Below are 23,531 nucleotides of genomic sequence, written 5' to 3'. Positions count from 1 at the left end.
TAAACGATCGGTTAGTTAAAGCCAAAATACAAGGAACAACAATGAAACTATACGAATTTTCCCCAACTCCAAGTTGTCGCCGAGTTTCCATTTTCCTCAAAGAGCTAGGTGTTGATATTGAACGAGTTCAAGTCAATGTACGTGAAGGTGAGAACCTAGCGGATGATTTCAAGCAAAAAAGCGTAAACGGCAAAGTTCCAATGCTGGAGCTAGATTGCGGTGTCACTATTTGTGAGAGTGTTGCCATTTGCCGCTACTTCCATGAAGCGACTCCCAATAGGAAAAACCTTTTTGGTGAAACACACTTAGAAACCGCTCAAGTTGAAATGTGGAACCGTGTGGTGGAGTTCCAAGGTCTATATGCTGGTTTCCAAGCATTCCGAAATATCTCAGGTATTTATAAAGATCGCGAAACGTGTGTGGAAGAGTGGGGTATTGAAAGTAAACGTCGTGTTGAAAGCTTCCTTCCTCAATTTGAACAACAGCTAACAGATAAGCCATTTATTGTTACTGAAGCACTCACTATTGCAGATATTACCGGTTATATATTTGTAGGATTTGCGGAAAAAGCCCTACAAATTGACGTTTTAAATCAGTATCCAAATATTGCTCGTTGGTTTAATGAATTATCTCAACGTCCAGCTTTTCAATAAGTTTCATAAGTAATTAATATTAGCCTCCTAATTATTTTCTTTTAACCGAATGAAACTGAGTAATATGTGTTCGGAATAATGAAAGGGAGGCTAAGTCCTAGATAACGCTCTCTTTCGACCTTACTGTAATTATTCATAAGAATATTCATACCCCCTACCTATAAACCACATCCCAATCTGTTGGATTACATCTGATAATATTGTCGGATAGTGCTTACAAAAAACCAAAATATCTTTATTAAACATAAAGTTATAATATAACTGAATTTGTTTGCTATTTGACTTTCATCCCATTTTTCTTATTCTTACATCCTATTTTTGATGTGCATGAGTAAATTGTGAACCGTTTATTTCTATTATTTATTTCTGCTATGTGTGTGGTTTTTAGTACCTACACTTTGTCAGCGACAAGTGACAAATCGAATACAATGCCAAATAAAATTAAAGTGGCATTGCTTTCACGTACGCTTGATAATCTTGCATATCATGACCCTACTTATGATATTGAGACAGATTTTGTTGATAGCTTGGCTAAAAATCTTAATCTCGATATCGAATATATTGTCTATCCAACCGTTTCTTCATTGCATCAAGCTATTGATAAAAAAGAAGCAGACTTAGCGGTAGGACTTTCTGATACGAGTGATTCCAATTATATCTATAGTCAAACTTTATATCAGAGTTCGATTGCTATTTGGTACCGAAATAAAAGCCTAATGCATGTTTCTCCTAGTTCAATGAAATGGGTATGTGTTAAAGGTTCTATTTATTGCAAAAAGCTTGATTTACGCGGTCTACCAAATATTTATGAAGCTGAGAGTTTTGCTGATGCCATCAATCTGGTTAATTCTGGTCAGGCGGATGCGGTACTTGATAGCTATGTGTCGCTGTTAGCTTGTGTGAATTCGTCTACCCAAACCATTGGTCGTATAGAAATACCGGATTGGTTTGATACTGAGAATATCCGTATTGCGGCGCATAAGAACAGCCAGTTGTTGTTGCAAAATATCAACTTAGTGTTGAACCAAGAAGCAAAATTTTCGGGTATCCATTCGGACAATATCTACCATCAAATAGATGTTGCTCGCAATGCAGTATCGAATAAAGGGGCGTTGTTTCCTAAATCATTGAACTAATCATCCGAGCAGCGATCAGATCATCAGAGCCTGCAAACGAGTGACGATGATGAGCAAAGCCAAGTACAAAATCAGCAACTGGAAGCAATACAATCAAGCATTGATTAATAGAGGTTCAGTCACCTTTTGGGTTGATGAAGCCGCTATCCAGAGTTGGCACTGCAAAGAGCATCATGGGAAACGAGGAAGAGGCTTTACCTTTACCGATAGTGCCATTGAAACGGCGCTAATGATTAAAGGCATTTTCAAGCTCCCTTTGCGCGCCCTTCAAGGCTTTCTCGACTCGATATTTGTCCTGATGGACGTGCCGCTGAAATCGCCGTCATACAGCTGCATCAGCAAACGGGCAAAGACCGTTGAGGTTCAATATCGGTTACCCAGTCGTGGACCTATTGCGCATGTCGTTATTGATGCAACAGGCTTAAAGGTGTTCGGTGAGGGAGAGTGGAAAATGCACAAGCATGGCAAGGAAAAGCGCCGTAGTTGGCGAAAGCTACACCTTGCGATCGATGCCAGTACGCATGAGGCCATTTCAGCTGTCGTTAGCTTAGACTCTGTCGGTGACAATGAAGCATTGCCGACGTTGCTCAATCCATTACGCCGCAAAATCGCTCAGGTCAGTGCTGACGGCGCTTACGATACGAAAGCCTGTCATCAGGTGTTGAGGAGAAAAGGTATAAAACCGACCATTCCACCGCGCAGCAATGCTGGCTATTGGGAGGACGGCCATCCTCGAAATGAAGCCGTAAGCGCCTTGAAATCAGGTCAGTTGGAAGAGTGGAAACGAGAAACGGATTATCACCAACGTTCCTTGTCAGAAACTGGGATGTATCGGTATAAAAAGTTACTCAGTCCACAACTGGCCTTGCGTAATTACGATGCGCAAGTCGGCGAAGCACTGGCAAACGTGAAAGCGATGAACAAAGTCATAAGACTAGGTATGCCTGTCAGTTACCGAGTTGAGTAATACGGTTAATGCTCATTAGATCAGTGCGTTAGTTAACTGATTTGATCAACAAAGCCATCTGTGAACAACAAGAAATTGACCTTGTGTTCTGTGATTTGTCTATGCCCGGAGAAGATGGTTTAACGTTTTTAAATGCGCTTAAAAAGCAAAACTTCCAAGGTAAATTATGTTTACTGAGCGGCCATGACAAAAGCATCATCGCATTGGCTGAAATGATGTGTCGTCAACTTGGGTTTGGCATGGTTTCATCACAGATGAAACCAATATCGAATACAGATTTAGCCTCCGTACTTCATTCAGCCATTGAAGCGGTACCAAGCCCAAAGGTGAGTGACAAAGTCATTGAGTTCTTACGTTCAGATCTGGATTCAGCTTTTGACTCACATAGACTGGTTAATTTCTATCAACCACAGTGTCGTTTTGCTAATGACACTCAAAGCGGAAATGAAGTTCTGATTCGTTGGGACCATCCTCAGTATGGTTATATCAGTCCAATGGCTTTTTTGCCGATCATCGATAAAGAGCAATGGCATGTACGTTTGTTTTTCTACGTATTGGAACAAGCATTGGAAGACCACCGCAGTGAAAAGCTGTCAGGATCTATTTCAGTGAATGCGGCCTTGGCCAATTTCGGGGACTCAAACTTTGCTTTTCAGGTACTGGAGTGCTGTGAACGTTATGACTTTTCGCCTCAAAACCTGATTATCGAAATGACGGAAATGGAAGTGTACAAACACAATCCAACCATGTTTGAAAATTTTGCTCGCTTACGTCTTAACGATGTTGAGCTGGCTATTGACGATTTCGGTGCGGGATACTCTTCGCTAATAAAACTAGCGGATTTGCCTTTCACCGAAATGAAAATCGACAGGGCGCTTATTACGTCCTGCCATCGCGATAAAAGGAAAAACGCGATTCTTTCTCTGGTTGTTTCAATGGCGAAGCAGCTAGATATGCGTCTTGTCGCTGAGGGAGTCGAAGACAATGAAACTTGGGCGCATTTACAGAGTATGGGGATAGATCTCTGTCAAGGTTACTTCACTGGCAGACCCCAACCAATTGAATATAAATTAATGGCTTAACGAGGCTAACTGTAATGATTCAAACAAATACTTCTTTAACTTGTCTTGTTGTCGACGATCACCCACTAGTATGTGCTGCAATTAAACAACTTTTGGATAAAGGTGGACGATTCGAAACTATCATCGTTGAACAAGATCCAATTAAGGCACAAAAACTGATTCAAAAAGAGCATATTGACTTTCTTATCTTAGACGTCAACTTAGTGAAGTCGGACGGTTTTGAGTTGCTTCGCCGTATCAAATCTCATGGTTTTACAGGAAAATCTTTGTTTATATCAGCAAACGATAGCCGACTCTATTCAGAAACAGCGTACAAGCTGGGGGCAGATGGTTATGTATGTAAATCCGAAGATTTAAATATTCTTAACGATGCTGTGGAATGTATTCTAAACGGCTATAGTTTTTACAAACTGATGAAAGATAGTGGTTCGAATGACGTACAGTTGTCTAAACAAGAACTTGTGGTATTTACTTATCTTGTAGATGGCAAATGTAACAAAGAGATAGCGAGCATTCTTTCTCTTAGTCCTAAAACAATCAGTACGTATAAATCTCGTATACTGGAGAAGTACAACGTTAAATCGATTGTTGAGTTAATGAGCATTAACAAAAACATTATCTAAATTCACCTCACAGAATATGGCGATGAAAACAAACAAAAACATCAAAGAAATTGTGCTGACCAGTTTTATGCTCAGTTTGATCCTTTACGTGATCTCTATGGTTTTTTATGTGGATTCGCATATTAATGAACGTGAATTGGAATTTGAAAAATTTTCCAAAACAATGGCGCAGTACAACCAAGTACTCTTTTTCACCAGCAAAATTCTTGAAAGTGAAGTGAGTAAGTACGACGCCATTGAAAAGGAAAATCAAACGTTACTAGACAATCAAGATAGCCGTCTTCAGCACCTAAATGACAAAGATGAACTATCGAACATTGATATTGTGATTGAAAGTGAGTTTCATCAGTTGGTTGATGAAATGCCGACTATCCTACCTGAAGAGGATGTGATGTATTACCGTTCTTACATCAGTTCTCTAACGTCAGTTGATAAGAAGGATGCAGACATTGAAATTGAACAATGCTTAGCTCAACGTAATTGCGCGTTGGAAGCATCGGATAGACGATTGTTAGACCGGATACTAATATCAGACCCTTATCGCAATGAAGAGGGGAAAGTGTTTATCACCGTATCTAGCCCTATTTATATCATTGGTGATGTGAATATTGATATATACATGTCGCGTTTTGACGGTGCTTCGGATGTCCATGTCGATAAGAAAGTCATCAACGGTGTAACCTTCTATGAATTTATTTATGGAAACGATGCCACTGATGGAAAATTTGCCTACACCATCGATTTTGTAGCCGACAACTCAACGGTATATGTATACAAGGTTCCAGTGTTATCCATTGTCTATAGTACCTTTGTCTTTTTCTTCATTATTTGGTTAGTCAGTGGGTTTATTTTATTCCGTTTTAAAGAACTGCATCTAAACAAAATTGAACTCAGTGAGGCGCAGAGTAATATTGTGCAAGATCAGATGACGGGTCTCCTGAACCGAAATGTTCTTGAGAATGAAGACTTCAAAAATGCCATCAAGGAAAAGAGTGCTAGCATTCTTGCTATTGATGGTAATAAGCTCAAAGCAATTAATGATACCTACGGACACCATGTTGGCGATGAAGCGATCAAGCAAATTGCTAATGCGATGAAAGAAGTATTCCGCGATACGGACTACTTAATTCGTTCTGGTGGCGATGAGTTTCTTGCAGTACTCCCCGGTTGTAAACAAGACAATGCAACAAGACTGGCAGAGCGTCTAAAAGAGTGTGTAGGCGAAACGACCTTCTCTCCTTATGCACTAAGCGTTGGTGTCTCCGTAGGCGTTGTTGAAATGATGGAGAATGAACCTGTAGAGTCTGCTATTCGTCGTGCTGACGAAAATTTGTATAAAGATAAACAAGCGTAATCCTGTTCTTTGTTGGATTCGCTAATCCTCTTTAACAGTGATAGATTGGTGGCTAAAAGAAAATTGAATTAGCAAAACAAGCATTTAGTCGCTGTTTTGCAAATATGTGGTAGAGAATCGGATTCGTTATGCCAAATAATTTAGATTACAACTTACTGCAAACATTTGTTTTATTGTACAAACACAGAAACTTAAAGTTGGTTGGCCGCTCTCTTGGGGTAACGGAAAGTGCGGTGAGTAAGCATTTATCCAAACTGCGTGAGCAGCTCGACGATCCTCTCTTTGTTCGAGACAGTCAAGGTCTTGAACCTACTGCTTTTACTGAAGAAGTGGTTCCAAGTATCATCGACGGAATTAACACCATTCAGTCGGCACTTGCAAAAAACGCCATAGATTGTGCCAATTATGACGGTGAAATTACTATTGCTATCATTCCAGTGATGCACATCCAGTTTGGCGCACAGTTGTTGATGGAGTTGAAAGCAACATTCCCTTTAGCATCCATATCCTTACTGACTTATGACAACCATACCACTCAAGACATAGCCAATGGCAATGTTGATTTGGGTGTTAATTACTTTAACCCTACATTAAACAAATCGATGTATCAGGGACGCATAAAAACGTTAAGACATGGTGTTATTCTGCCTTCTCGAATGGTTGATTTGAGCGATGAAGAAGTATTAGACTTACCTTTTGTCGGAATGGCGGCGCGTGGTCGACATGACATCAAAATTCTTCTGCAAGAGATTACAGCATTGGCCGGGCATGACCTTAACGTGTATGCCTATGTTGATAACTTAATTTGTATGCTGGACGCAATTGATGAAATTGGCGGTTTTTCGATGAGTCAGTTGTTTGATGTAACGGATGATAGATTCTGTTTCCGTGTTCTTCCGGAGGTATACCAAAAGATAGATAATTATTCGCTGGTGGCTGTGATGAAGGCGAGTAACAGAAGCAATCCCTTGCACATGTTGCTTTCAGATATTGTTAAAAAGAAAATTGAACAATTTTCTGTCCCTTAAGCAGATTCTTTCAACTGTACGAGCTCTATGATTGAATCGACATTACATTTGTTCAAAATGCGGCTTTTGTAGGTACTTACCGTCTTTGTACTGATTGATAGCAATTCAGAAATACGTTTGTTGGTGAAACCTTTTACAAGGTAGTTATATACAATCGTTTCACGCTTTGATAACGCAGAAAACTCGTTGTCACTGTTGTGTTTGAAGACGTTGTAGCCACGTAGAACACTAGAAATAGCATCTTGGATAATCTCTGTACTTTCCGTTTTTAGAACGTAGCCGTTAGCACCCATTTTTTTAGCCGCATTGGAATACATGCTGTGTTCATTGCTTGAGGCAAACAATATTTTACCTGCAAATTGTTTTGCTCTCATGCGGCGTAGGAAATCTAGTCCATCAAACCCCACCAACTGAATATCCAGAATAATTAAGCTAATATCATGTTGTCTTAATGCTGACGCTGCAGTAAAAGCATCGCTGGCTAACAGTACTTTATCGAAGCCATTGTTTGTAAGAAGCATCTGTTGCATTGCTTGTTGTACCATTGGGAAACTGTCGATAATCAGTGCAGTTTTTGTATTCGTTGTCATGTTGTGTACCCTCGGTTAATTCGTTAAGTTCTAACTCTTGGAACTACTATAGGGTTTTTCTTACAGAAGGTGTGGAAAAGGGAAGTTTCCAAGTAGGAAAGTGAGAGTTTTGTAGGTGGAATTATTCTCCGGTGTAATATTGAACAATCTTCGCTATCTCTCCTGAGTTTTGAAGCTCAATAAGTGCAGCATCAAACTCTCTGACAAATTTCTCTTTATATGGATATCTCTCTTCATGGACATTGGTATAAGCCATATATCCCGATTCGGTATTAATATGCATGGCAAGGCTAAAGGTCAGAGGTTTTTCCAATACTTCTTCTTCAAGTAAGCGTTTTGTCTCCCAAAGAATAGAAATATAGTCATTTACATAGCAATCAATTCGGCGGCTTCTAAGTTTAATAATATTGAGCTGATTTCCTTTTGCTTCTGAGATAGAGAGTTTGCCATTGTCTGATGCTTGCCAGAATTCAGGACCACCAATATTGAATCCTGAGTTTATGCCAATCGTTAGACCATAAAAGTCTTCAGGCCAGATTTTTCGGCTGCTTTGCTTAATAACGTCATTGTTGCAAAAAATCACCACATCTTCATCGAGCATGGGGTGAGAATAGGGGGAAATGAAGCTACGACTTTCTGGGTGAAAATAAGGAGGCATTAAAGCGAAGCTACGCCCTGATTCAATAAGCTTCAGTCCTCGTTTCCAGGGCACAGGGCGAATAGAGATATCGAAATCTACCAGTTTCTCATCTATGGCGTGAACGATATCAGGGTAAATACCAACGGCTTCACCATCTTCAGCATAGGTATAAGGTGGATAGGACTCATCGGTCAGTATTTCAACAGAGATTGTTTCCCCATAACACCAAGGCATGTATGTCAATCCGCTTAACATGGCTACCCAAACTTTGCGCATCAATCTTCGTCCTTTTTTATACGCTTACTTTTAGTTTAGTTTTATAAATGAGTTTCGGTTTATAAACAAAGCGTAAAACGCTAAACTGCAGAAAAATTTTATGGGTATGTGAAATGAACGAATTTGAGTCCGATTTCCATGATGAAGAAGAAATCGAGATAGAGGCTATTGGCGTAGAAGTCGATAATCAACCCATTGAACTTTATAAGGTTCTAAAAATTGCTGACGTGGTCAGTGGCGGTGGTGAAGCAAAGTACGCGATTACGGAAGGTTATGTCGCTGTTAATGGTGAAGTTGAACTTCGCAAGCGCAGAAAATTGTACGATGGTGATCTAATCGAATTCAACCAAGAGTTTTACTTGGTGATTTGTGATGCCCCTGTAACAGAAGATGTGGTTGAAGAAGTAAAAGCAAAACCGACAAAGCCACAAGCTGATAAAGCAAAGAATAAGAAGCAGGAAAAGAAAAAAGCTGTACCAGCTAAGGCCAATAACAAGGCTGCCAGCAAGGCGAATAAGAAGTCTGATTCAAATGCGAAATCAAAGCCAAGGCCAGTAGAAGTTGAGCCTGAGAAAGAAGAAAAAATAGGCGGTAGGGGAGCTATCAAGTTTTTCTAAAGCTAAGTTTGACAATGGGGAGCATAGGCTCCCCATTTTTTAACTCCAGTCGTCATCATCGAGGAAAGCTCTGCCTTCCAAGGCGTAAGGGTCTTCATCGAAAGGATGTTCGGCTTTTCCTCGCAATTTTTCTAACTGCGCTTCAAGCATATTGACCGTTTCGTAGTCTCCTTCTGAGCAAGCGATATAAATTTGTTGCTCAAGTGCATCAATGCTTTCACGAATGTTCATTTAGCACCTCCTAATTGACGGTGAATGACACGAGATCGTTTCTCACCACAATTGTAGACCACATATGATTATTTCGTAGAGTGTTGGAGGTCTTCAAGTATTCAGGTTATGAATTCTTCATGCTGGACAGATAAAACGCGCAGTCTCAAAAATGAAAATATAAAATAAATTCATTGAGTTATGTAAGGTTTTTGTCAATATTCCCCTCGGACATTTCCTAATAAGCAATTGATTGATTACACTTAATTTTTATCCAACTCAGTGGTGATCTTGATGAAAAGTAAAGCAATTAAAATAGCAGTGGTAACAGCATTAGGCGTGAGTTCTTTAACTGGCTGTATGGGTCAAATGGCAACCACAGGTTTGGTTGGCAAATTCAACTTAGAAATCGTGGATAACCGTTACGGTCGTGAAGGTATGTTCTTACTACTTTCGCCTGTTTATGCTATCGCTTCTTTTGCTGATTTGTTTATTTTCAACGCAGTAGAATTCTGGACAGGTACTAACCCACTTTCTGGTAAGTCTCCAGCTGTTGTTGATACACCAGCAGATGCTATTTTGAAAGTGAATGACAAGCTAGATTCGTCAATGACAGAAGTTCCACTTTCATACAATGGCGACGTTAAGTCAGCAACAATGCAACAGATTGATGAAAACACCATGCAAATGGATATTTCTTATCTAGATGGTTCTCACAAACTTTTACGTGGTGAGAAAGGGGAAGACAGCGTAGCGTTTTACTTGAACGATGAATATATTACAACCGTTTCTAATGAAGAACTGGTTAACTATGTTCAGACTTCAAAAATCTAAACTTACAAGTATCTAATTTAAGCCTCCTAATGGGAGGCTTTTTTACGCTTAAAGCACTTTAAAAAAATGCATGTAGATGCAAATCTAACCGCTTTAACTTCAATTGCTTACTTAATATGCAAATGAACGAGTTTTTATAAAAAAACGGTTTCATTTTTTCTACTCTGTGGCATAGTAGCAGCGTCCTTTCGATGCGCGCGTATCGTATAATGGTAATACCTTAGCCTTCCAAGCTAAAGCTGCGAGTTCGATTCTCGCTACGCGCTCCAAATCTCTACTATCAGATTAACCATCCCAACAAATTCATAGAACTGCGCTTTATTGCGTGCTTTGCCGTTTTAATTTTCCCATCTCTCACATTCATTAAAACAGCCATTCTTTAAAACAAATTAGCTCTGTTCATTGATTGGCATTGACGACTGTTTTACGTCTTTTCGAGGTTTAACAAAACTGCCAATGACAAATGCACACAGTCCCGTGATCATCGTAGGGACTATGGGGTGAATGCCCGCTATATCAGGCTTGGCCAAAATTAAACTAATGTAAACCCCAAGCCCAATGACCATCGAAGATAACGCGCCGAATGCAGATGCTTTCGACCAATATAGTCCGAATACCAAAGGCCATAAGAAAACGGCTTGTAAACCACCAAGAGCAACCAGATTTAGCCAGATAATCATGTCAGGCGGATTCGTTGCTGCGACAAAGACTAAGCTGGCGAAGATGCCTGTAGTCCACAAGGAAATTCGACTTAGCTTGTGGTCAGCATTATTTTCTTTAACGATTTGAGGATTGATGTAGTTGATATAGAGATCCTTAAGCAGCGTTGAAGAAGCCTGTATCAACTGTGAATCAATGGTCGACATAATGGCTGCCATAGGACCAGCAAGGAAAACACCAGCAAGCATCGGTGGAAGAACGGTCATCATAAGCGTTGGCATAATTTGGTCAGGACTGGCGACCTCCGGCACTAATGCTCGTCCCAAAGCACCGGTCAGATGGGTTCCAAACATCAATAGTGCAATCATGATTGTGCTAATCACCATACCTTTGTGTAATGAAGCACTGTCTTTGTAAGACATGCATCGCACGGCGGCTTGAGGCAGCCCGATAACACCAAAACAGACGAGAATCCAAAAGCTCAAAATAAATGGTTGGCTAAGGAAATGATTTGGCCCATATGGAGAGACCAGTGCAGGATCGATAGTGTGAAGCTGTGTGATCAGACTTTCGAGACTTCCTCCGGCGTGAATGACGCCAGCCAGAAGAATGACAGTACCAATAACCATCATTACCCCTTGAATGGTGTCAGTCATAACCACGGCTCGGAAACCACCGATAGTGGTGTATATTCCGACTGTACATGCAAATATCAGCAGCCCATTCTGATAGCTAATCCCTAAAACGGTTTGTAGAAGTCTGGCACCGCCAACAAATTGCACCACCATAGTCCCGAAGAAGGCCAGAAGCAGTGCTAGTGAAGAGAAAATCACTACTTTTCGGCTCTTATATCGTGCATAAAGCATGTCATTTATTGTGAGTGCGTTGTGGCGTCTTGCTTCTATTGCGAATTTCTTTCCGAGTACGCCTAAAGTAAGCCAAGTGGCGGGCAATTGAATCATTGCCAGCAAAACCCAACCAAGCCCCATTTTATACGCAGCTCCAGGCCCCCCAATAAAGCTGCTAGCACTGGCATAGGTTGCAGCAAGGGTCATGGCGAGAACAAATCCTCCCATGCTTCGGCTGCCAACAAAGTATTCGGTAAGAAAATTTCCAGCCTTTTGATAGCGCTGAGTCAGAAATGCCAATGCAAAAACGGCGATCAGATAAATGAACAAAGGGATAATAAGCTGACTATTCATGTTGGTCATCGTCATAGCTATTGAGGTCAACATCCTTATAAAGGTATTTAACCATTAGTGCACAAAGCGCGGTGAAAATGAGCGGCCCCAAAACGCAGGACAACAGAAACCATAACGGCATGCCCCAGTAAAGTTGAGGCAGTTGTTGTTCACCTTGTGGAGCTGAAAAAAAGTAGGCGCTACAGTACCACCAGACGAAATAACCGAAAGCGAGAAGTATTGCCCATAAGGCTTCTCGTTTGGCTTGGCGATCTAAAGCTAGATGTCTTTGCTTATCTGATTTCATAACTCACAGTTTAGCCAATCTATTGTTGTAGGGTATCTACTCTAAAAACGATTCTGCAGAAGAGTATTGGCTAGGAAAGGCAATGTAAACTGATTTAACCTATTTAAGTGAGTCTATAGCTCTGTGGAGGAATGTTTGTACAAGACTGTCTCTTTTCACTTCACGAACAGCCTCAGCGAATGTAAACCATGCAGCATGATCAATTTCATGGTTAGTACCGGACAGATTTTCAGAATTGACTGTACAAAGGTAGTTACACATCAGTGTGTTTGAGCCTTTATGGTACTCACTACTCATGAAGCGGTAGCTTTGGACTGATAACCCCAATTCTTCTTGGATTTCTCTGATTAGGGTTGATTCAAGGTTGTCTCCCTGAGCGACATATCCGGCAACCAGAATATTGTCTTTACGGCCATACTGCTGTATCAGCACTATTTTAGTTTGATCCGGGTTCAAGATGATAGCGCTGATTGCAGTGCTAAATGCTGGGAAACGGTATTGATTACAGTGGTTACAAAAAGGAACGATTCCTTCATTGGTGTAGTCTTTCTCAGTAAGCAAATGGCCGCAGTCTTTGCAAAATTTCTCTTTCATAGTTTTGTGTCTTCTTTGACGACCGGATAAGCCTATTTTAATGAAGATGGTTAAAGAGGATAGATACAGACGTTAACGCTTAGGACATAACAGAAAAGGACTTGTACTGTTATAAAAATGGTATGTGACTACGCCTAAGGTGATAAGACAACTTAAAGTGCGCGTCTAAAATACTTATTCCCGAACTTTTATGATTTTTCCCCTTATAGCGTTAAGTGATGATTTTAAAAAATCCATTCTTTAGTTAGTAAAGTCGGTAGATGAAATGACTACATTTAATAGGGATATTATTATTTATTTAGGTTTAACCAGTTGTTTTTATATTTAAATAGCTTGGGATAACTGGGTGTTTTTGGGCATCTATCAAATCGATATATCAACGAGTTGTCTTTTTATGCGTGATCTAAGGCTCAATCGTGAAATATAAAAACTCGATTAAGAAAAAAGGTAATTGGCGAAAAAATTTAACATGGCAAGAATGATGGTTAATGTTAGAAATCATATTGGGATTAAGAATGTCTTCAGTAACCTTTAAGAATGTGAACAAGGTTTATTCTGGCGATACGCATATTGTTAAGGATATTAACTTGGAAATTGCGAGCGGTGAATTTGTTGTGTTTTTAGGCCCTTCGGGCTGCGGGAAATCGACCACTCTACGTATGCTATCTGGTCTGGAGGATATCAGCTCCGGCGAGATTCTCATTGATGGTGTCGTGGTCAATGACCTTAATCCAAAAGAACGCAATATTGCGATGGTATTCCAGAGCTACGCTCTTTACCCACATATGACCGTTGCTGAAAACATCGGCTTCTCATTAAAAATGGAAGGCAAAAAGAAGGCTGAGATTGAGAAAGAGGTCAATCGCGTTGCTGAAATGCTCCAGCTTACTCCGTTGCTAAAGCGTAAACCGAGAGCGCTTTCTGGTGGTCAGCGCCAGCGAGTAGCTATGGGGCGAGCTATGGTTCGTACACCTAATGTGTTCTTGTTTGATGAGCCGTTATCAAACTTAGACGCCAAATTACGAAATTCAATGCGTCGAGAAATCAAGAGCTTGCATAACAAGTATTCAAAAACAACAGTGTATGTTACCCATGATCAAGTTGAAGCAATGACACTTGCAGACCGAGTGGTTATTCTGCGCGATGGTGAAATTGAGCAGGTTGGCACACCTTACGAGGTTTACCACAAACCCGCGAGTCAATTCGTCGCGAGTTTTATTGGCACTCCTACGATGAATATGATGGAAGGTAAGTTACAACGAGATTCTGATAGCTGGAAAGTTGTATTGGGTGATCAAAAAGTCGATTTGGGTAAGTCTTTCGACGAGGCTATGGATGGAGAAAACGTAACGTTGGGTATTCGTCCAACGGATATTCATGCGAGCCAACGTGAAGGCAGTATTGCTCTGAATGTTTCTGTAATGAACAGCGAATTACTCGGTAGTACGCAACAAATTAATGCGGCAATGGCACAGCAGAAATTAATTGCAGAAGTTGAAGCGGATTTTGATTTGGATGGAAAGACGTCAATGAACTTATTTTTTGATCCAAACCGATGCCATGTCTTTAACCAATCAGGTCATATTATCTAAGTGAAAAAGTTGCCTAAGGTTTAAAATATTTGGCAACTTTACTTATATTCAAGAGGTACGTATGGAGTTATTACTGCTTATCGATACCATGATTCACTACGATCGAGAGCTATTGAAAGGAGTAAAGTCTAAGCTCGATGAATTAAATATGAATATCAATATTCATATAGATGCAATAGAAAATGCGACCTATTTGTTATCGAGAAAATGGCACTACGTGATTGCTGATTTTGATAAGCGTGGCTGTGAGGAGTTTATTTCTCAATTGTCAGGTAAAAAACTCATTTTTTCCAATGCGCAGGTGGCAAACCCTCCAGATGGAATACTCTGTATTTACAATGACAACCAGTATGTTGCTGATATTGCCTTAGGACACTTTATTAATGATGGTATTCGCAATGTTTCCGTCTATTCTGACTTAAGTGATTATTACCAACTTTGGGCTATGGAGAGAAAAAATAGCTTTTCATCACTCGCTTTAAAATTAGGGTGTTGTTATTACTCTAATGCCCTCGAAGCCATTACAACCTCGGAAAATAGAGTTGGCGTATTTTGCACCACAGACCGTTCCGCCAGAAAATTTATACGTTACTGTATAGAAAATAATATTCCAGTGCCGGATAAAGTATCGATAATTGGTACAGATTATGATGAGTTGGAGCGAGATATTTCACCAATACCAATCAGTTCTATTGACTTAAACCCTAAGCAACTAGGAAGAGAGTGTATAGAACTTCTGCTTAATCCTCGCCCTTCATGTAAGCAGTTAAGCTACAAAGCCAAACAGCTCTATGTTGATAGCTCAGCAAAATCAGCAATTGAGTCAGATAGCGTAGTAAATAGCGCTCTTCTCTATATCCATAAGCATTACAGTCGCAATATTCGGGTTATGCAAATATCTGATTATTGTAGGGTTTCTAGAAAAACGCTAGACAAAAAATTTCTAGAGTTGAAAGGGGAAACGGTTCATCAGTACCTTTCAAACTTACGCTTAGACAAGTCCAAGCAGCTACTCAGGGAAACGTCTCTATCGGTAGATAGCATTGCGAGGCAATGCGGTTACTTGGGGCAAAATTATCTTAATCAACTCTACCAAAAGAGCTTTGGTTATACACCACTTGAGTATCGGAAAAGATTAGTTGAGTAGTGGCAAATAAACTAAAAAAAACCAAGTATTATTACTTGGTTTTTTTATGTGATGCACACCATAAATAAATGATGATTTTTACTCAAAATCCATGAAACAGTTTCGTGAAATATCTTGCCTGAAGACTTCAATCACAAATAGAAAATATCGTAATTACAAACTCAAATATTGGTAATTGTGACTATTGGTGACCTGAATAATATGTTGTTAAGAAAGTTATTAATTACATATTTTTTGGTGGGAACATGGCATCAGTTCAATTTCGAAACTTGATTAAGAACTATGGAGATACAGAGGTTGTTAAAGGTATCAATCTCAATATTCAACATGGTGAATTTATTGTCCTATTGGGACCATCAGGCTGTGGTAAGTCAACAACACTTCGCATGTTGGCTGGCCTAGAAGATATAACAGACGGCGAAATTTGCATTGAAAATGAAGTCGTCAATGAACTTCACCCGATTGAGCGCAATATCGCAATGGTGTTCCAGAGCTATGCTCTTTACCCACATATGACCGTGGAAGAGAACATGGCTTTCGCGCTCGAAAACTTGGGTTTCGATAAAGTAAAACGTAAGCGCATGGTTGAAGAAATCGCTGAAGTTTTAGAGCTTACACCACTGTTGTCACGCAAACCTAAAGAACTTTCGGGCGGGCAACGCCAACGCGTTGCGATGGGGCGAGCAATGGTTCGCAGCCCAGACGTGTTCTTATTTGATGAGCCTCTGTCTAACCTAGATGCAAAGCTTCGTGGTCAGATGCGTTCAGAGATCAAACTCTTACACGCTCGTACAAAAACCACTGTGGTATACGTGACTCATGACCAAATCGAAGCCATGACTCTAGCGGACCGTATTGCGATTCTGAATAACGGTGTTATTGAACAGATCGGTTCGCCAAAAGAAATCTATAACCATCCAAATAGTAAATTTGTTGCCAAGTTCATCGGTACTCCTGAGATGAACATATTGGAAAACCTCGGAGACGCGGTTAAGCCATTTATTTTCCAATCAACGATCGATCGTGTAGGTGACGTTAAGCCGTTATCTGTCGGTATCCGTGCTCAAGATTTCCATCTGACTCCACTAAACATTGAGGCTGAAAACCTTGCTTCTATTAGCGTTCAACTGAGACAGGTTGAGTTAATGGGTGCGGTGAAGCATATCGAATGTTCATTTGGCAATAAGAGGATCATTGCGGAAGTCCCTTACACCGACGACAAGATTCACGACAAATTTGAACTCTATTTCGATAAAAACAAGGTTCATGTGTTTGATAAAAACGACAAGGTCATAATCCAATAAGGAAAAATCATGAAAAAGAACATCATTGCTTCTGCTATCGCAGCTTCCGTGTTTTCGGTGTCAGTGTTTGCTGCACCTACTGAGATTACGGTTGCTTCATTCCCCAATTTCAACCAAGTGGCAGAAATTGCGGTGCCAATGTTTGAGAAAAAATACCCTGATATCAAGGTCAAGGTTGTGACGCTTGCGTATGCCGACCATCACAATGCGATGACAACGGCACTTGCAACAGGAGCGAACCTTCCAGATGTTATGGGAATCGAATACAGCTATGTGGGTCAGTTTATTGAGAGCGGCGGTCTGGATGATATGTCGCCTTATGGTGCCGGTGCATTTACCGATAAATTGGTACCTTACTCTGTTGCGCAAGCAACCAATTCTGACGGTGTTCTTTCGGCAATTCCTGCAGACATCGGTCCGGGTGCAACCTTTTATCGTAAAGACATTTTAGACGCGGCTGGTGTTACAGAAGAAGAGCTATTAAAAGATTGGGACTCGTTTATCAAGGCGGGTATTAAGATCAAAGAGAAAACGGGTAACTACCTGATCGCTAATGCGGTAGATATTAAAGACATTGTTATTCGTTCAAACCTTAAAGAAGGCGAAGGCATCTACTTCGATAAAGACCAAAATATCCTTGTTAACTCTGAACGTTTTAAAGAAGCGTTTCGTTTAGCTAAGAAGGCGCGAGATGCGGGTATCGACGCGAAAGTGGCTGCTTGGTCAAACGAATGGACGGAAAGCCTACGTCGCGGAACGGTATCTGTTCAAATGATGGGGGCTTGGTTAGGTGGTCACCTACAAGGTTGGATTGCTCCAGATGCGACAGGATTATGGCGTACTTCTCAACTTCCAGACGGTGCTATGGCGAGCTGGGGTGGTTCATTCTACGCCATTCCTAAAAAAGCAGAGCACAAAGCAGAAGCTTGGAAGTTCATTGAATTTATGGCAACGGACAAAGAAATTCAGCTAGCGGGCTTTAAAGAAATCAATGCGTTCCCAGTGCTTATTTCGACTCATAACGACGACTTCTTCAATCAAGAAATCGCTTACTTGGGTGGACAAAAAGCTCGTCTGAACTGGCGTGAAACAACCAAACACATCCCAGCATTGACCGTTGACCGTTACGACGAAGTTGCTCGTCAGGTGGTTAATGATGCTCTAGAAAAAGTGCTAGAGAAAGATGCAAACATTGACCAAGTGCTGGCCGATGCAGAGAAACAAATTAAACGTCGTGCTCGTCGTCGTTAATTAATCGTTAGTACCGGGGTCACATCGGTGGCCCCTTGTCATGTAGCAATTTTGGAAATAGTCCTATGACAACAATGACACGTCCCCTTAATGCCGCCAGACGCAAAAACTTCTGGCTAAGAAAAGGAAATAAGATCGCTCCTTATCTTTATGTCAGCCCTTTCTTTATCATTTTCGGAGCATTCGGTTTATTCCCACTTCTGTTCTCTTTATACCTGTCCTTCCATTATTGGGAGCCTGCTGCAGGATTGGCATCAATGGAATGGGTCGGAGTAGAGAACTATGTTTTCGCACTTGAAGATGAATGGTTCCAATCGTCCATTTACAACACCTTTATTATTGCGCTGAAATCCGGTATTCCTCAGCATGCAGTAGCACTGCCGCTCGCATACTTTATTCATACTAGCTTTACGCGTATGAGAAATACGGTGATTGGTATCTACTTCGTTCCGTACATTACTTCAACTGTTGCGATCTCACTTGTGTTCACTACGCTGTTCTCTCGTGACTACGGCATGATTAACCAAATTCTTACGTCTTTGGGGAACTTTACCATTGCGGATATCAAAGTTCTGGCATGGCTATTCCCGACTGAGAATGTTGATTGGTCTCGTCCAGCGTATACCAAAGACATGATCTCGTTTGTGGTTTTCTGGCGCTTTGTTGGCTGGAACACGGTGCTTTACCTTTCTGCGTTACAAACGATCCCGAAAGATCTTTATGAAGCGGCAACTATCGATGGTGCAAACCGTTACCAGCAGTTCTGGCACATCACACTTCCGATGCTGAAACCAATGGCATTCTTCGCAGTCACGCTAACCATCATTGGTAACCTTCAACTGTTTGAAGAACCGTTCATTATTACAGGCGGTACTGGTGGTATAGAGCAAGCGGGTAAAACTGCGGCAATGCACATGTATATAACGGCATTCGTTGAAAGTGACTTTGGTACTGCGTCCGCTATCTCTTGGATTCTATTTATGATCATCGCGTGTTTAACATGGCTGAATAGCAAACTATTAGGTGGGAGAAACGACTAATGAAATCAATGGGAAAGGATAAGCTGATCGCTTATATCACCGTGTTTATCGGTGCGATTATCATGCTAGCACCGTTTTACTTTATGTTTATTTTCTCGTCGCATTCCAACACCGGCATTCTATCTGTGCCGCCACCGATTACCTTTGGTGATTACTTGGTGACGAACTTCAACACGCTGTTAGATTTTCTGCCTTACTTTTGGCACAACCTGGCGCTAAGCTTGTTCATTGCCATCGTGGTTACGGCGCTGAACTTGCTGTTTTGTTCTCTTGCTGGCTACGCGTTCTCAATGTTTGAGTTTCGTTTTAAGAATGCGTTGTTTGTAATGATCATGGGTACCATGCTTATTCCACCGTTTCTGGGCATGATTCCGACAGCAATGGTTATGTCGCAACTAGGCTGGATGAACGATCCTAAAGCGCTAATTGTTCCTGCGGCTTGTGGAGCGATGGGTATCTTTATGATGCGTCAGTTTATTTCGAGTTCAATTCCGAAAGAGCTTGTTGAAGCAGCGCGTATGGACGGATGCCGTGAGTTCAAAATCTACTACCGCATTATCGTGCCTTTGATTCTGCCAGCATTCGGTACCTTAGGTCTGATTACCTTCATCGGTACTTGGAACAACTTTATGGGACCACTGGTTGTTATGAACGATATGAAAATGTTCACTGTTCCTTTAGCACTTCGTGCGTTACAAGGAACCGGTCAGGTGCCATGGGGTGCGGTGTCAATTGGCGCAAGTATCGCTGTTCTGCCATTGCTGTTCCTATTTGTTATTGCCTCGCGTCGTTTAATCGACGGATTAACTTCTGGGGCAGTTAAGGGCTAATTTCCAAGAGCTGCTTGTATCACGATCGACCCCCGATTTAAGCAGCTCTCTTTTTATTCCACTTGATACTTCTCAAGGAAAATAGAATGAAAAAAACTATTACCACCTTGCTTGTTGCCACTTGCTCGTTCATTTCACCAATCGCTGTTCAAGCCTCTGAACGCCCAGCTATTAGCCTTAAATCACTAGCAAAACAGTCGAACATTTATGTTGGTGCAGCATTAGAAACGCGTCACCTTAAAGAGCCTGAATTTGCAAAAACATTCTCCAGTCAGTTTAACCAGCTCACTCCAGAAAATGAGATGAAATGGGTGAACATTCATCCCCAGCGAGATCTCTTTGATTTTAGTAAAGGCGATGAATTGGTGGCATTTGCTCAACAGCACAACATGCAGGTGAAAGGTCATACGCTGGTTTGGCACATTCAAAATCCTGACTGGCTAACGCAAAAAGAATGGACCGCTCCAGAGCTGGAAAAAGTACTTGAGGAACACATCAAAACAGTGGTTGGTCACTATAAGGGAAAAGTGAAGTACTGGGATGTAGTGAACGAAAGCTTTAATGAAAATGGGTCATATCGCGAAACCCTTTGGTACAAGCTGCTTGGTGAGCGTTATCTGGGACTTGCATTCAAGTTTGCCCATGAAGCGGACCCAGAGGCGATTCTGTTTTATAACGACTACAACAACGAAGGGATGGGAGCCAAGTCGAATGCCATCTACGGTAAAGTCAAAAGCATGGTGGAAGAGGGCGTGCCTATTCACGGTGTTGGTTTCCAACTGCATTTGATGGGCGAACATGCGCTTAGTGAGCAAGATCTTGCGCGCAACATTAATCGTCTAAAACATCTCGGTCTTAAGATTCACTTCACTGAAATCGATGTTCGTATCCGTGACAATGCTAGTCATTTCGCCCTTGATGCACAGGCGCGTATATTCGGTCGTTTGATGGATTTTGCTATTTATTATCCGGAGATTGATATGTACACCACTTGGGGTGTAACCGATAAGTACAGCTGGGTGCCAGGTTGGTTTACTGGTTATGGTCGTGCATTGATGTTTGATGAGAACTATCAAGCGAAAAATGCGTTTAAGGCCGTTTATAGCTCGTTACTTTCTGCCTCCAAAGGTGAATTTTCTTATCAACCACCAATCAGTCAGTAAGCGGATTAAACCAGCTAGATGCTTTGTTGCTGAAGCCAAAGAGCCACTGCGTAAGGAGCGGCTCTTTCAAAACAGAGAAAATAATAATGACAGAAACCTACATGAACATAAACGCGACGGTTGCCGAACGCGTATCTGACCTCTTGAGCCGTATGACCATTGAAGAGAAAGTTGGTCAGTTGACTCAACTTCCAGCGAATGTGGAAGGCAACACCGACAAACTGGAAGAGTGGCATATAGGCAGTTACCTTCATTGTACTGGTGATGCTGCAATGCGTTTGCAAGAGCGAGCAGCGAAAACCCGCCTTGGCATCCCACTTATTTTTGGTATCGATGCTATTCACGGTCACTGTTTCGATAACGATGCGACCGTGTTCCCCACTCAGCTTTCCGCTTCCTCAAGCTGGGATCGTGAACTGATGAGAGAAATGGCAAAAGTGGCCGCTAAAGAGGTTCGCGCTACGGGTATTCACTGGACGTTTTCACCTGTGCTTTGTATTGGACGAGATGCGCGCTGGGGTCGTGTTAATGAAACCTATGGTGAAGATGCATGGTTGATCGGCGAGATGGCAGCAGAGACGGTTAAAGGGTACCAAGGTGAGAATTTCGCCAGCCCAGATTCTATTCTCGCGTGTGCCAAACACTATGTCGCTTATGGTGAAACAACGGGTGGCCGAGACTCTTATGAAGCTGATGTGTCTCGTCGCAAGCTTAAATCGATTTTCCTTCCTCCATTTCGCAAAGCGGTTCAAAAATCAAAAGTCGCTTCTCTTATGACGGGTTATCACTCCAACGACGGTTTGCCGTGCACCGCTGACAAATGGTTGCTGACGGATGTAGCGAAAACGGATTGGGGATTAGACGGCTTTATTGTTACTGACTGGGATAACGTCAAATCGCTGCACACTAAGCAGAAAGTGAGCCCGACAATTGAGGATGCGTGTTATCGCGCTTTGGTCGCGGGTAACGATATGATGATGTCGACAGCAGAGTTCTATGAAGCGGCGGTTAAGCTGGTTAAAGACGGGCAAGTGGACATTGAAATTGTTAACAACGCCGTTGCTCGTATTCTGACGAAAAAGTTTGAGTTAGGCCTGTTCGATGAGATGCGATTCTATTCGCCAGATCGCCAAGAAATATTCGGCAATCCGCAGAACTTAGAACTGGCTATGGAAGCAAGCCTCAAGAGCATTGTGATGCTCAAAAATGATGGCATTTTGCCGTTGAAACCAACCAAAGATTTGACCGTGCTGGTAACCGGACCCAATGCCGATGATGTTATTGCGCAGCTAGGTGACTGGTCATTTGGTTCAATGCAGGCCGGTGCTACAAATGATAGTTTTCACCGTGAGCAGGCTGTGACGACGTTACAGGCGTTCCAAGCGGCGTCAAAGCAATATGGTTTCAAGGTTGAATACGTGAAAGGGGCGGACTGTATTGACAGTGAATTTGAGCAGGTCGAAGAGTTAGCCCGCGCGTTGACTCAAGCCGATGTGGTCATTGCTTGTGTAGGGGATACGTTAGCGCAAAATGGTGAGTTCCATGACAGAGCGAATCTGGACTTAACTGGTAAACAGCAAGCCATGTTGGAGCAGATCAAAGCTTCGGGCGTACCATTGATAGTTAACTTAGTTGCCTCTAAACCGATGACAATCCCTTGGGTTGCAGAGAATGCGAATGCCCTGTTGTGTGGATTTAACTCAGGCACTAAGGGTGGAGAGGCGGTAAAACGAGTCATACTCGGTGAGCATAATCCATCGGGCAAACTGACCATCTCCTTCCCGTATCATGTGGGGCAGTTACCTGTTTTCTACAACAAGTATGAGGGTTGGCATGCACAGAACTCACATACTACCGGTCATAAAGAGCGCTATATCGATATGCCGGAACATCCGTTGTTTAGTTTTGGTGAAGGTAAGTCATACAGCCAGTTTGAATACAGTAATGTTTATTTAAAACAGGTAGTAATAGAACCGAATACCGATATTGAAGTGTCTCTTACCGTAACAAATAAGTCGGTTATTGATGGTACTGAAATTGTGCAAGTTTACTTTAATGATCATTTCTCTTCTGTCACCACGCCAATTAAACAGCTGTGTGGTTTTGAACGCGTTGATATTCCGGCAGGGCAAAGTGTTGATGTGACTATTAAGGTTAATTTCTCTGATTTAGCACTGGTGAATTCAGACCTTGAAGAAGTCGTTGAAGCGGGCACGTTTAGTTTAATGGTCGGTGCTTCGTCAAAAGATGAAGATCTGATTACTTTAGAATTTGAAGTCACAGAAACAACTAAGGTTCACTGAGCGAGCAAGGTTCACAGAGCTTTCGTTGCTTAAGCAAAAGCGGTTGAGTGTTCAGCCGCTTTTTTCTATTTTTTAATTCCTTCCTTTAGTTTCTTAGCTTTCCATATCACGTTATTTCGTTTAATCACTATTACGAATATTGATATTGT

General features: G+C 41.6%; 23 protein-coding genes and 1 tRNA gene. 18 read left to right on the top strand and 6 right to left on the bottom strand.

Annotated elements, in window-relative coordinates; genetic code table 11:
* Positions 1-41 precede the first annotated feature (41 nt).
* From AAGA51_RS18380 to AAGA51_RS18350, 7 genes are all read left to right on the top strand, one after another.
* Positions 42-653, top strand: a complete 612-nt coding sequence (locus tag AAGA51_RS18380) for a glutathione S-transferase family protein (RefSeq protein ID WP_042483221.1) — start codon at positions 42-44, stop codon at positions 651-653.
* A gap of 338 nt (positions 654-991) precedes the next feature.
* The gene (locus AAGA51_RS18375) at positions 992-1,789 is read left to right on the top strand and encodes a transporter substrate-binding domain-containing protein (RefSeq protein WP_081878683.1); all 798 of its coding nucleotides are present in this window, start codon (positions 992-994) and stop codon (positions 1,787-1,789) included.
* A gap of 49 nt (positions 1,790-1,838) precedes the next feature.
* On the top strand, positions 1,839-2,756 hold the full coding sequence (locus AAGA51_RS18370; RefSeq protein ID WP_042483451.1) for an IS5 family transposase: 918 nt from the start codon (positions 1,839-1,841) through the stop codon (positions 2,754-2,756).
* A gap of 41 nt (positions 2,757-2,797) precedes the next feature.
* Positions 2,798-3,838 (top strand): EAL domain-containing protein, encoded by a 1,041-nt coding sequence (locus AAGA51_RS18365; RefSeq protein ID WP_052404577.1) that lies wholly within the window; start codon positions 2,798-2,800, stop codon positions 3,836-3,838.
* 14 nt (positions 3,839-3,852) lie between these two features.
* On the top strand, positions 3,853-4,461 hold the full coding sequence (locus tag AAGA51_RS18360) for a response regulator transcription factor (RefSeq protein WP_042483226.1): 609 nt from the start codon (positions 3,853-3,855) through the stop codon (positions 4,459-4,461).
* Positions 4,462-4,483: 22 nt separating this feature from the next.
* Positions 4,484-5,815 carry a GGDEF domain-containing protein gene (locus tag AAGA51_RS18355; protein WP_052404578.1) on the top strand — a complete coding sequence of 444 codons (1,332 nt, stop codon included), beginning with the start codon at positions 4,484-4,486 and terminating at the stop codon, positions 5,813-5,815.
* 128 nt (positions 5,816-5,943) lie between these two features.
* On the top strand, positions 5,944-6,843 hold the full coding sequence (locus AAGA51_RS18350; RefSeq protein WP_042483231.1) for a LysR family transcriptional regulator: 900 nt from the start codon (positions 5,944-5,946) through the stop codon (positions 6,841-6,843).
* Here the strand turns inward: AAGA51_RS18350 and AAGA51_RS18345 are convergent.
* On the bottom strand, positions 6,840-7,433 hold the full coding sequence (locus tag AAGA51_RS18345) for a response regulator transcription factor (RefSeq protein WP_042483235.1): 594 nt from the start codon (positions 7,431-7,433) through the stop codon (positions 6,840-6,842). The genes AAGA51_RS18350 and AAGA51_RS18345 overlap by 4 nt on opposite strands.
* 121 nt (positions 7,434-7,554) lie before the next feature.
* Entirely contained in the window at positions 7,555-8,349 is a 795-nt protein-coding gene (locus AAGA51_RS18340; RefSeq protein WP_102963683.1) for a substrate-binding periplasmic protein, read from the bottom strand.
* A gap of 113 nt (positions 8,350-8,462) precedes the next feature.
* Between AAGA51_RS18340 and AAGA51_RS18335 the strand changes: the two genes are divergently transcribed.
* Positions 8,463-8,966, top strand: a complete 504-nt coding sequence (locus AAGA51_RS18335) for an RNA-binding S4 domain-containing protein (protein WP_042483238.1) — start codon at positions 8,463-8,465, stop codon at positions 8,964-8,966.
* A 39-nt stretch (positions 8,967-9,005) separates the two neighbouring features.
* Here AAGA51_RS18335 and AAGA51_RS18330 read toward each other — a convergent pair whose 3' ends face one another.
* Positions 9,006-9,197, bottom strand: coding sequence for a hypothetical protein (locus AAGA51_RS18330; RefSeq protein WP_042483241.1), 192 nt, complete (start codon positions 9,195-9,197; stop codon positions 9,006-9,008).
* 273 nt (positions 9,198-9,470) lie between these two features.
* On the opposite strand from AAGA51_RS18330, the gene AAGA51_RS18325 reads away from it, so the two are divergent.
* Complete coding sequence (locus tag AAGA51_RS18325) at positions 9,471-10,010, top strand: DUF3332 domain-containing protein (protein WP_042483243.1); 540 nt, start codon at positions 9,471-9,473, stop codon at positions 10,008-10,010.
* A 195-nt stretch (positions 10,011-10,205) separates the two neighbouring features.
* Positions 10,206-10,279 (top strand) — tRNA-Gly (locus AAGA51_RS18320).
* Between the two features lie 120 nt (positions 10,280-10,399).
* On the opposite strand, the gene panF is transcribed toward AAGA51_RS18320, so the two are convergent.
* The 3 genes from panF to AAGA51_RS18305 all read right to left on the bottom strand — a co-directional run bounded on the left by panF (position 10,400) and on the right by AAGA51_RS18305 (position 12,752).
* A complete protein-coding gene (gene panF, locus AAGA51_RS18315; protein WP_042483246.1) occupies positions 10,400-11,872 on the bottom strand; it encodes a sodium/pantothenate symporter in 1,473 nt (490 codons plus the stop codon).
* Positions 11,865-12,158, bottom strand: coding sequence for a YhdT family protein (locus tag AAGA51_RS18310; protein ID WP_042483250.1), 294 nt, complete (start codon positions 12,156-12,158; stop codon positions 11,865-11,867). The genes panF and AAGA51_RS18310 overlap by 8 nt, the downstream gene beginning before the upstream one ends.
* A 99-nt stretch (positions 12,159-12,257) precedes the next feature.
* The gene (locus AAGA51_RS18305; RefSeq protein ID WP_042483252.1) at positions 12,258-12,752 is read right to left on the bottom strand and encodes an NUDIX domain-containing protein; all 495 of its coding nucleotides are present in this window, start codon (positions 12,750-12,752) and stop codon (positions 12,258-12,260) included.
* A gap of 515 nt (positions 12,753-13,267) precedes the next feature.
* On the opposite strand from AAGA51_RS18305, the gene AAGA51_RS18300 reads away from it, so the two are divergent.
* From AAGA51_RS18300 to AAGA51_RS18265, 8 genes are all read left to right on the top strand, one after another.
* Positions 13,268-14,344, top strand: a complete 1,077-nt coding sequence (locus AAGA51_RS18300; RefSeq protein ID WP_042483254.1) for an ABC transporter ATP-binding protein — start codon at positions 13,268-13,270, stop codon at positions 14,342-14,344.
* A gap of 61 nt (positions 14,345-14,405) precedes the next feature.
* The gene (locus tag AAGA51_RS18295; protein ID WP_042483257.1) at positions 14,406-15,491 is read left to right on the top strand and encodes a helix-turn-helix domain-containing protein; all 1,086 of its coding nucleotides are present in this window, start codon (positions 14,406-14,408) and stop codon (positions 15,489-15,491) included.
* 245 nt (positions 15,492-15,736) lie between these two features.
* Entirely contained in the window at positions 15,737-16,795 is a 1,059-nt protein-coding gene (locus tag AAGA51_RS18290; RefSeq protein ID WP_042483260.1) for an ABC transporter ATP-binding protein, read from the top strand.
* Positions 16,796-16,804: 9 nt separating this feature from the next.
* The gene (locus AAGA51_RS18285) at positions 16,805-18,046 is read left to right on the top strand and encodes an ABC transporter substrate-binding protein (protein WP_042483261.1); all 1,242 of its coding nucleotides are present in this window, start codon (positions 16,805-16,807) and stop codon (positions 18,044-18,046) included.
* A gap of 65 nt (positions 18,047-18,111) precedes the next feature.
* Positions 18,112-19,086, top strand: coding sequence for a carbohydrate ABC transporter permease (locus AAGA51_RS18280; protein ID WP_052404579.1), 975 nt, complete (start codon positions 18,112-18,114; stop codon positions 19,084-19,086).
* The gene (locus AAGA51_RS18275) at positions 19,086-19,916 is read left to right on the top strand and encodes a carbohydrate ABC transporter permease (RefSeq protein WP_042483264.1); all 831 of its coding nucleotides are present in this window, start codon (positions 19,086-19,088) and stop codon (positions 19,914-19,916) included. Before AAGA51_RS18280 ends, AAGA51_RS18275 begins: the two co-directional genes overlap by 1 nt.
* Positions 19,917-20,002: 86 nt before the next feature.
* Positions 20,003-21,079: an endo-1,4-beta-xylanase gene (locus AAGA51_RS18270; RefSeq protein WP_042483267.1), complete on the top strand. Its 1,077-nt coding sequence runs from the start codon at positions 20,003-20,005 to the stop codon at positions 21,077-21,079.
* Positions 21,080-21,165: 86 nt separating this feature from the next.
* Positions 21,166-23,382, top strand: a complete 2,217-nt coding sequence (locus tag AAGA51_RS18265) for a glycoside hydrolase family 3 N-terminal domain-containing protein (protein WP_042483270.1) — start codon at positions 21,166-21,168, stop codon at positions 23,380-23,382.
* Positions 23,383-23,531 lie beyond the last annotated feature (149 nt).

This window comes from Vibrio diazotrophicus (genome assembly GCF_038452265.1).
Classification (GTDB): Bacteria; Pseudomonadota; Gammaproteobacteria; order Enterobacterales; family Vibrionaceae; genus Vibrio; species Vibrio diazotrophicus.
The sequence above is the reverse complement of the archived record's forward strand: the minus strand, read 5'-3'. Positions and strand labels throughout refer to the sequence as shown.